Raw genomic sequence first — 9,130 nt, 5'->3', positions numbered from 1 at the left:
GGGGTTCAACGCATTCACCGAAGCCTGGCAGAAGTACGACGAAAACTACCGGGCAAGAAAAGATCAGCTCCTGGCTGCCGGCGTGAACGCCAGCAGCGTGAACAAGCTGATCAAAAAAGAGGCCGAAACCAACCCAGCACTAAAAAACCGCACCGTTTTTCATTTGAGACAGATGTTTTAACTCCCGAAATCCGGCGTCACCGGGAGGCAGCAAAACTGCTGTGGCAACGAGACCACGGGAAACGATGGTCACCTCAACACCAAGAACGGCTTGATGCTGTCTGGAGTCCCGATACCAAGGGCGCCCGCCCCTTTCTCCATCTCGTCAACCGTCGCTGCCCCGTCAGTGGAATCAAAAACGCAGCCGAGGCCATGACAAACTACTACGCCAGTAAAACTGGTCGAAGAAAAGGCCGGGCTATGGGAAAACCCCAGCGCAAGACCCACCGATCTCGGAAATCAGTCACCATTCACCCAGACAGCAGAATGGGGCCAAAAGGCTGCCCTCCACCCCGAGGGCAGCCCCAGATCACCGGGTACAAGCATCTATACCTGGCCAATCTTTTCTCGCATGCCTCCAAGCCGGATAAAAAAGACCGGATATTGCGCGTACGCGTCCATGGCTCCACCAGACGGTTGGTCAAAGCTCTGCAGAACCACCCTGACGCCAAAATCAGCAATTTTACGATCTCCCAAAAAGGCGGCTACTGGTACGTCGCTGTGATGGTTAAGTCAGCTCAACGCCAACCATCGCTAACCCGACGGCAAAAACAAGCAGACACCCTGGGCATCGATATCGGCATCCACAACTACCTATCGCTCTCGGATGGCTCCACAGTCATCCAGCTTCCACCACTGCTCCAGCGCAACATCAAACGATCGAAAAACCTACGTAAAAAGCTGGCCCGGAGCCAAAAGGGATCCAACCGCCGTCGAAAGCTCATCGCCACGATCAAACGCGTCGACCACGAGCTGAAGTTGCAGCGCGATGGGTTTGTTCATCAGATCACCGCCGAACTGGCCCGCAACTATGCCCTGATCGGCATCGAAGACCTCAATGTTAAAGGCATGACTCGTTCAGCCAGGGGAACCGTAGACGCACCGGGAACAAACGTGAGGGCGAAATCATCCCTCAACCGCCGAATGCTTGAGGGGATCCCTGGCGAGTTTCGTCGCCAGCTGGAGTACAAAACCAAGCGCACCGGCGCTGCTCTAGAGGTCATCGACCGGTTTTACCCATCCTCCAAAACCTGCTCGAGGTGTGGTTGGAAAAACGAGAATCTTTCCCTGAGTAACCGTCAATTCACATGTCTAGAATGCGGCCTATCACTCGACCGGGACCACAACGCCGCATTGAACATCGCAGCTGAGGCCGAAAGGAAACACCTGAAAGACACTAAGTCACCCAAACCCAGCCACGACTAACCAGACCCAAAACGTAGCGGCAACGGGGCTTCTTCCCCTCTTAACCCCGAGCTGGGACCCCACCCTCGCGGTCGCTACAGCCCCACAAGATGGGGCCAACGAGTCGAGAATCCTATACCAACCCCTGCACGTTCTTGGCTGCGGTGATGTGCTCTGCCCATGGTCTGTCCTGGCAGACCCGGGCAAGGTTTCCGACGCTAACCTACGAGCACAGCCTCATCACCCGCGATAGTTACCCCCATACCTTGGGCGACGGTCTGTCGTCCCGCACTTCGGGAAGTCTGGAGTTAGCGACTATCCACTCCGCCGCAGAGGGATCAATCCAGGTAGACAGCTTCTCTATAGCCTGCTGCGCTCGATCGAGGTTATCGTTTTCGTCCTGCAGGTCCTTTTTGATAATCGGCTCATGATGGGCGCACCGGTTACGCAGGTTGTAGACCACACCAACTTCACTTCTGAACTCGTCAAGGCTGGGAACAAGGACATCAGGCTTGCTTCCGCCAGTGGCAGGTGCCTGTGTGCCGACCAAATCTTTACGAACCAGCGGCCAGAGAGTAGAGGCGTAGGTTTTGGTGAACAGGTAGGCCCAGAAATCGAAGCTGAGTTCAGCGATAACCCGCCCCGGCGGTGGGGCTTGCTCTCTTCGTGTGCAGGCACGGCGTTCTGCTTTTTTAATGGCTCTCTCGGCCGGTTTTTCGAAGGGGATGGCCGGGTGGGTGTACCACCTGGGTCCGTAGCGCGGAGCGACGGCGGCGTCTACGCAGTTTCGTAGCAGCACCTCGACATGTTGGAGGTCCTCCAGGAAGGCCTTGGTGACGCGCGTGTTCCAGAGGTAGAGGGATTCAGGATCTGGGTGGTGGGCATAGGTGCTCATCCGCGCAGGTGAGAACCACTTGTCAAGATTGATCGTCAGATTTTCGTTGGAATTCATGGGGACAAATGTTACGATTTTCTATGAAAGCCCCGGAGCGATCCCTGCGTTTTAGATGCATATCACCGGGGTTACTGATTTTTTGGGGGAGGCTCGGGCGCATAACGGCAGGCCAATGCGGGTTAAGTAAAGAAAAGTGTGTCTTTTCCGGGCGTGTTGCGGTTATTTGATCCAGCCTTTTTGGATGCCGAGGTTGTGTTGGTAGCTGGTGTCGATGGCGGTGTCGTATTCTGCTGGTGCACCGATGTCATTGGTAGTGGCTGTGGTGTTGTGGGTGATCAGGTCTGTTGCTGTGGAAAGTGCGTCTTGACCCCATCGTTGGTCCCTGGCGATCTTGACCGGATCGTCAGGGACTTCTGTATGTAGATACAGCCACCAATCCATCACTGTGCGTTGATGCGGTAGTGATAGTCCGCTGAGGTTACCCTCGTTTAGTGGACACCCTATTTGTGCGGATCTTGTGTCCGTAGGAGAGGATGTTCATTGTGAGTCAACAGCGCAAGAAGTACACGCCGGAGTACCGGCGTGAAGCCGCGAACCTTGTAATCGAGTCAGAGCGCCCGATCGCTCATGTGGCTAAGGAGATTGGCGTCTCCGCCGGGCTTTTAGGCCGGTGGGTCAAACTCGAGCGTGAACGCCGAGGGGCCTCGGATGGGATGAGTGAGGCGGATCTTCGTGCTGAGAATGCTCGTCTGCGCCGTGAGTTGGCGGAAGCCAAGATGGATAATGAGTTTTTGTCAAAAGCGACAGCCTTCTTCGCCGCGAAGCAACGCGAGCAGAAAAGTTCGAATTGATGCAGCAGGAGAAGGCAAACTACAGCATCAAACGCATGGCACGGCTATTAAAAGTGTCTCGGTCTGGATACTACAAATGGGCTGATACGCAGCAGAAGCGACTATCTGGCGAAAATGATCGTGCTGCATTTTACGATGGCGTTGACCGAAAGATTCATCAGATTTGGAAAGACTCCGATGAGGTTTATGGTGCTCCGCGGATCACCGCAGAACTTACCGAGCGCTACCAGATCACCCTGAATCGCAAGACTGTGGCTAAGCGGATGCGCATGATGGGCATTGAAGGGATTTCACCGCGTGCCTTTGTCCCGGTGACAACGATTCAATCCAAGCGTAAGTCAGCTCTTCCTGACCTGGTCAAGCGCATGTTTGATACTGGTGAGCTCAACCGAGTGTGGATGTCGGATATTACCTACCTACGCACCAGCGAGGGATGGTTGTACTTGTGTGCGGTCCGCGACGGCCATTCCCGCAGGGTGCTGGGCTGGGCGATGGATAGCGTTCAAGATACATGCCTGGTCGAACGGGCCCTGCGGATGGCATATACACTGCGCGGTGACGTTCCTGATGGGCTGGTGTTCCACGCTGACCGCGGAACGCAATTTACCAGCGAGAAGCTCTGGGAAGTCTGCCATAACCTGGGCATTGCTCAGTCTGTGGGGCGTACTGGTGTGTGCTTTGATAACGCGATGGCTGAGTCGTTCTGGTCGACGCTTAAAACCGAGTTCTACGACCGTAAGCGTTGGCCTACCCGCGATGCTGCGCGCAAGGCCGTTGCCTACTGGATGGAAGTCGTTTACAACCGTCGGCGCCGGCACTCTGCACTAGGAATGGTCAGCCCCGTCGACTTCGAAAACCACATTGGTCTAACCACCAGTAGAAAAGAAATAGCTGCCTAAACACTAGGTAGCCCCACTACGTGTCCACGATTTGCGGGCAACCCCACCGCGGTGTCTGCGGGCTAGTTCTTTTATGGGGGCGTTGATGCCACCTTCGAGGCTGTTTGTTGTTGCTGCAAGGTTGTCGGGGTCGATGGTTGTTGGTGGGGGTTGCAGGTAGGTAAACAGCAGGTCTCTGCGGTGCAGAGATAGCAATGATTGATAGGCCGCTCGGACGCGTTGGTGGGTGTAGACCTTGGTGTAGGCGCCGGTAGCAGGGTCTTTGATGGTGGTTTTCTCGTTCATCCATTCCCGGTAGGTGTGGTCGAATTCGTGCAGGTGGGCGACCCATGTGGATGCTTGGTCAAGGTCGGTGATGCGAGTGAGTTTCAGGGCTAGGCGGTAGAGGGTTTTGCCGGCATCGGTGCGGGGGTTGCTGGTGGTGTGGCGGCGGACTGTTCGTTGGGCGTGGACGAGGCAGCGTTGGATGCGTGTTGTTGGCCAGCAGTGGTGGATGGCTGATTGGGCACCTTGTCCGCCGTCTGTGACTGCGATTAGTGGTGCGGCAATGGGGCGTAGGAGTTCGGTGTAGGCGGCGGTGGTTTCGTGTCTGGCCCAGGTCCAGTTGATGACGTGGGTTTTACTGGCTGCGATCAGGAGGCATCCGGACTTTAGATAGGTCGCGTCGAGGAAGATTTGGTCATGGATGCGGAATGAGTCGATGGTGGGTGTGGGGATGATCCACCAGCACCATCGGAATCGGTGGTGCATGGTTTGCCTGGTTACGCCATGGTGTGCGGCGAAGGTGGTTAGAGATTGGGTGCCGGTGGCCCATTGGATGAACAAAGCCATGGTGGCGGTATTTTTGTTGTGGGTTTGGGTGTTGCGGGTAAAGGAGTGTCCGCAGTGGGTGCAGCGCCAACGGGTGGTTGATTTGCTGGTGGTGCCGTTTTTCTTTGTGTTGTTGCCGCATAGTGGGCAGCTGGGGCGGTTGGTGGTCATCCTTTAATCCAACCGGTGTGCGGTTAGCACAAATGTGGCCGGAGGTGCGGGATGGTGTGGGTAATAGCTTTCGGGGAGCTATTCTTTGGTGATTTGTGGTGTGTGGTCTGGGGTTATGGTGGCATGCGGACACACTTTTCTTTACTTAACCCTCAAAAGCTGCATATTAGGTTATGCTAAGTTAATTCACGCTTGCTGCACTTGTGCCACCACTTTGGCCAACGCAGCCCATAAACCCGTTATTTCCGCATCATGAGACAAGGAGCGCGTGTTGTCTAGCAACCCGTTTGATGACGAACAGGGCAGCTTCTTCGCCCTTATCAACGACGAGGGACAGTACTCGTTGTGGCCTACGTTCGCCGCCGTGCCAGACGGATGGACCGTGGCTCTGGGAGACCCTTCCCGTGGCGTAGACGGCGGGGTATCGCGGGACGAGGCGATGGAGTTCATCGACCGCGAGTGGACCACCTTGCAACCGGCAGGAAAGTCTCACGCTTAAGTGAGTGCCGTACTTCCCACTGCTTTGCCTGGTGAGTCCGCTGCGGAGATTGGCCGCCTGCTCCGTCGCACCGCAACTCCAGCAATTAGTGCGGTGCTGTTCACTTTCGCCGGTGCCTTGCTCTCTCTGGTGCCCATTTATCTGCTGGCCAGCGTCATCGATGCGGTAGCCGCCGGTGACGGCAAGTCTGGCGTGCTGAAGGTGATTGTGTGGGCTGCCGTGGCGTGTGTTGGTACTGCCGTTGTCGCTGGCCTTGCGGAGGCGCTGACGGGTGTGACGATTGCCCAGGTAGTTGCGAAGTTGCGTGAGCGCGCCGTCGCCGCGGTGCTGAATCTGCCTTCCACCACGGTGGAGTCCCTGGGCCGGGGAGAGGTGCTGGGCCGAGTTGGTGCGGATGTCGCCGCGCTGGTGAGCAGTGCCCGCAAGTCGGTTCCATCGACCCTCAGCGCGCTGGTGATGGTCGTGGTGGCCAGCGCTGGAATAGCGGGGTTGGATTGGCGCCTCGCGTTGGCGGGGCTGTGCGGGATTCCGTTCTATGCGCTGGGGTTGCGATGGTATCTTCCTCGTTCTGCCCCTTTGTATCGACGCCAACGCGAATTAGAAGCCGGTGTCATCGGTTCCTTGCAAGGTTCTATGGAGGGCATTCGTTCGGTTCGTTCGCATCGGCTGGTGGATAGCCGCCAAGGTCTCACCAGGCGCTACGCGCAGGCTTCGCGGGACGAATCAATCGCTGCGTTTCGTGTGTTTTCCGGGCTGGTGGCGCGGGAGAACTTCGCGGAGTTCATGGGGTTGTCAGCCCTGTCTGTCGTAGGCTGGTTGCTCTTCCGCGAAGATGCGGTGACGGTGGGCGAGATCTCGGCAGCGTTGATTCTGTTCCACCGTCAGTTCGTGCCGATCGGCACGATTCTGTTCACCTTTGATGAACTGCAGCGCAGCGGGGCGGCCTTGGGGCGCATCGTGGGACTCATTCGCTCCGCGGGTGCGGATACGCCACAGCCGATTGATGACTACTCCTCGCATCGGCAGAGTCCAGCTGTAGAGGTCAAGGGCCTGAATTATCGGTACGAGGATGGCCCAGAGATCTTGCATGACTTGGCGTTCCACATCCCTGCGGGGTGCACGGTATGCGTGGTCGGCGGATCGGGAGCTGGCAAGTCCACGGTTGCGGAAATTGTCTCTGGAACCCTCGAGATGGCAGAGCCGGGTGTGATCACCGTTGGGGGGTGCGACGTGGTGGGAATGAGTGCGCAAGAAAGAAGCTCGATCTTTTGCGTTGCCTCCCAGGAAAACTACGTCTTCGCGATGAGTTTGCGCGATAATCTCCTGCTGGCAGCCGAAGGTGCCAGCGACGCAGAAATATGGGATGCGCTGCGCCGAACCGGTGCGGAAGATTGGTGCACATCCTTGTCCCATGGCGACAAGCAGGGCTTAGACACAATGCTGGGCGAAGGGGGCCTGCACGTAGATGCGGTGGCGGCACAGCGTCTGGCGCTGGCCAGGGTGGCATTGTCTCGGGCTGGCGTCGTCATTCTTGACGAATCAACGGCCGAAGATGACGGTGACCTCGAGGAAACACAGCAATCACACGAGGCCTTTTCGATGTCCTTGGAGGACGCTGCCCGCGCGGCGATCCGCGGACGGACGGCGATGGTGATTGCGCACCGGCTCAGCCAAGCAACCTCCGCCGATAGCGTGGTGGTGATGGAGCGCGGGCGCGTGGTGGAAACAGGTACGCACGAGGAGCTGGCAGCAAGAAACGGAACATATGCCGATATGTGGACCGCCTGGAATGAGCAGGGGAGGCAGGCGCGTGTCTGACAACAAGGTGGTGACGCTGCGCGGGCTGGTCAGAAAAAATTCTCGCGCGATGGCTCTGAGTGGCTTGTTGCTGAGCATCTACCACGTGGCAGAAGCCATGATTGCGGTGTTACTGGGATGGTTGGCGCACAGTCTTATCGCTAGCGAGAATGTGTGGCACCTGGTGGGTGGAATCGCAGCCTTAGGCGCTACGCTGGCGACGGTGTCTGTGAGCTGGCAGACAGGGTTCCGGATACTGCAGGCTACGTCGGCTCGGAACGTATGTGAATTGCGGGCAGGCATCACCTCGCAGGTGGTGAGCCATGGTGGGCATTCCGACGATGCGGACAGTCTGCCTCGCCAGGAATTGCCCACGGTGGTGGGTGAAGACGTGGTGCAGGCGGTAGACATCATCGAAGTGGTCCCGGTGGGGATCAGTGCGCTGGTGGGAGCCATTTTCTGCACGATTGTTCTGGCGCTGATTGATCTGCCACTGGGAGTGGTGGTGTTGGTGCTCAGCGCGGTGGTGTTGATAGTCCTGCACCGGCTGTCTCAGATCATTGAACGCCGCGCGGAGCGGCAACAAACTCTGCTCGCGCGAGTGACCGCGCGCATGACCGACATTCTGCAGGGGCTGCCGGTGATCTCGGGAGTGGCTGGCGCGCATCCGGCCTACCGTGGATATGCGCGTAAATCTGAAGAGGCGTGTGCGGATGCTCGGAAGCTCGCGTGGGTCAGCGGAGGTTATGAAGCCGTGGCGATGGGCAGCAATGTGCTGTTGCTGAGTGCGGTGGGCCTGTACGCGGGCTATCGAACCATTTCCGGCGATGTGACGTTGGGGGAGTTGGTCACCGTGGTGGCGCTGTCACAATTTATCGCGGAGCCGATGCGGCAGTGCAGCAGAATGCCGCGCTTCATTGGATTGGCGAGGGCTTCCGTTCGGAGGCTGCAGCGCGTGGCGGAAGCTCAGCGGCTGCGTGAGGGGCAGGGCGTGCCATCTGCTCAGATTGGCACGCCTGCCATTTCCATGCGCGGTGGAGACGGTGAGGCCGAAGGAGACGGCGAGGTCGAGGGATCAGAGCAGGCTTCCGTGGCGTTCGCAGAGGGGCGACTGACGGTGGTGCACTGTTCAGCCGCATGGGCAGATGCTCTGGTGGATGCGTTGGTCGCGGGGGAGTCGATGGAGCTTGGCTCCCTGACTAGGCCACAAACTCAACAACTGTGGATCCGGGGGCGCGATATTTGCGAGATCTCGGTAGACGATGTGCGTTCCGCTGTGCTTGCCGAGCCTCGGAAGCCGGCATTGTTTGGGGACACAGTGGGGCAGGCGGTGCTGCGGAGCTCTGGAGAGGGCAGGGCGGAGGATGCAGTAGACATTCTTAACGCCTTAGGGCTCGATGAACTGGCGCCGGGGGCGGCTCATTCAGCCGGGGTATTGGATCACGAGCTGACCGAAGGTGCGCGCAATCTTTCCGGTGGTCAGCGGCAGCGGCTGGGATTGGCACGAGCGCTACTGGCTGAGCCGGAGATGTTGGTGATGGTTGATCCGGTCTCGTCAGTGGATTCAATGACGGGCATGAAAGTGGCGCGTGCGGTGAGAGATATTCGCCGCGGGCGTACCACGGTGGTCCTGTGTGTGGGGAGGGCCTTCCAGTCGGTAGCCGAGGACGTAGTTGATGTGAAGCCTCTAGCTGGGAGTTTGCGGACGCGGGGTGAGCAATTCCCGCTAGGGGGTTGTTGAGCAATAGAAGATAGGTTAGCCTACCCTTTGCATTGCCTACCCTAAGAAGTTGGTTGGCGCATC

At 58.0% G+C, this 9,130-nt stretch carries 7 protein-coding genes and 2 pseudogenes; 6 read left to right on the top strand and 3 right to left on the bottom strand.

Going from position 1 to position 9,130, the window contains the following annotated elements:
- On the top strand, positions 1-181 hold a 181-nt coding region (locus L8U58_RS09900), incomplete at its 5' end, for a hypothetical protein (RefSeq protein ID WP_269944927.1).
- An 8-nt stretch (positions 182-189) separates the two neighbouring features.
- The gene (locus L8U58_RS09895; RefSeq protein WP_338078548.1) at positions 190-1,425 is read left to right on the top strand and encodes an RNA-guided endonuclease InsQ/TnpB family protein; all 1,236 of its coding nucleotides are present in this window, start codon (positions 190-192) and stop codon (positions 1,423-1,425) included.
- A gap of 232 nt (positions 1,426-1,657) precedes the next feature.
- Here L8U58_RS09895 and L8U58_RS09890 read toward each other — a convergent pair whose 3' ends face one another.
- A complete protein-coding gene (locus L8U58_RS09890) occupies positions 1,658-2,356 on the bottom strand; it encodes an Abi family protein (protein WP_034966322.1) in 699 nt (232 codons plus the stop codon).
- A 162-nt stretch (positions 2,357-2,518) separates the two neighbouring features.
- Positions 2,519-2,773 (bottom strand): annotated as a pseudogene (locus L8U58_RS09885) (IS1249 family transposase); the annotation flags it as partial.
- A 59-nt stretch (positions 2,774-2,832) separates the two neighbouring features.
- On the opposite strand from L8U58_RS09885, the gene L8U58_RS09880 reads away from it, so the two are divergent.
- Positions 2,833-4,049, top strand: a protein-coding gene (locus L8U58_RS09880; RefSeq protein WP_143111770.1) for an IS3 family transposase whose coding sequence is annotated in 2 segments (ribosomal slippage) — positions 2,833-3,094 and positions 3,094-4,049 — 1,218 coding nt in all. Because the reading frame shifts where the segments join, the coding sequence is not laid out codon by codon here.
- Between the two features lie 45 nt (positions 4,050-4,094).
- On the opposite strand, the pseudogene L8U58_RS09875 reads toward L8U58_RS09880, so the two are convergent.
- Positions 4,095-5,030: pseudogene (locus tag L8U58_RS09875) on the bottom strand (IS256-like element IS3503 family transposase); the annotation flags it as partial.
- Between the two features lie 271 nt (positions 5,031-5,301).
- On the opposite strand from L8U58_RS09875, the gene L8U58_RS09870 reads away from it, so the two are divergent.
- Genes L8U58_RS09870 through L8U58_RS09860 form a run of 3 tightly spaced genes read left to right on the top strand, consistent with a single transcriptional unit; the run spans position 5,302 to position 9,067 of the window.
- A complete protein-coding gene (locus tag L8U58_RS09870) occupies positions 5,302-5,529 on the top strand; it encodes an MbtH family protein (protein WP_011274127.1) in 228 nt (75 codons plus the stop codon).
- On the top strand, positions 5,530-7,347 hold the full coding sequence (locus tag L8U58_RS09865) for an ABC transporter ATP-binding protein (protein WP_011274126.1): 1,818 nt from the start codon (positions 5,530-5,532) through the stop codon (positions 7,345-7,347).
- The gene (locus tag L8U58_RS09860) at positions 7,340-9,067 is read left to right on the top strand and encodes an ABC transporter transmembrane domain-containing protein (RefSeq protein ID WP_011274125.1); all 1,728 of its coding nucleotides are present in this window, start codon (positions 7,340-7,342) and stop codon (positions 9,065-9,067) included. Before L8U58_RS09865 ends, L8U58_RS09860 begins: the two co-directional genes overlap by 8 nt.
- The last annotated feature ends 63 nt before the right edge of the window (positions 9,068-9,130 follow it).

The sequence above is a fragment of the Corynebacterium macclintockiae genome (assembly GCF_027570165.1).
Taxonomy (GTDB): domain Bacteria; phylum Actinomycetota; class Actinomycetes; order Mycobacteriales; family Mycobacteriaceae; genus Corynebacterium; species Corynebacterium macclintockiae.
This window is presented reverse-complemented; position numbering and strand designations above follow the sequence as displayed.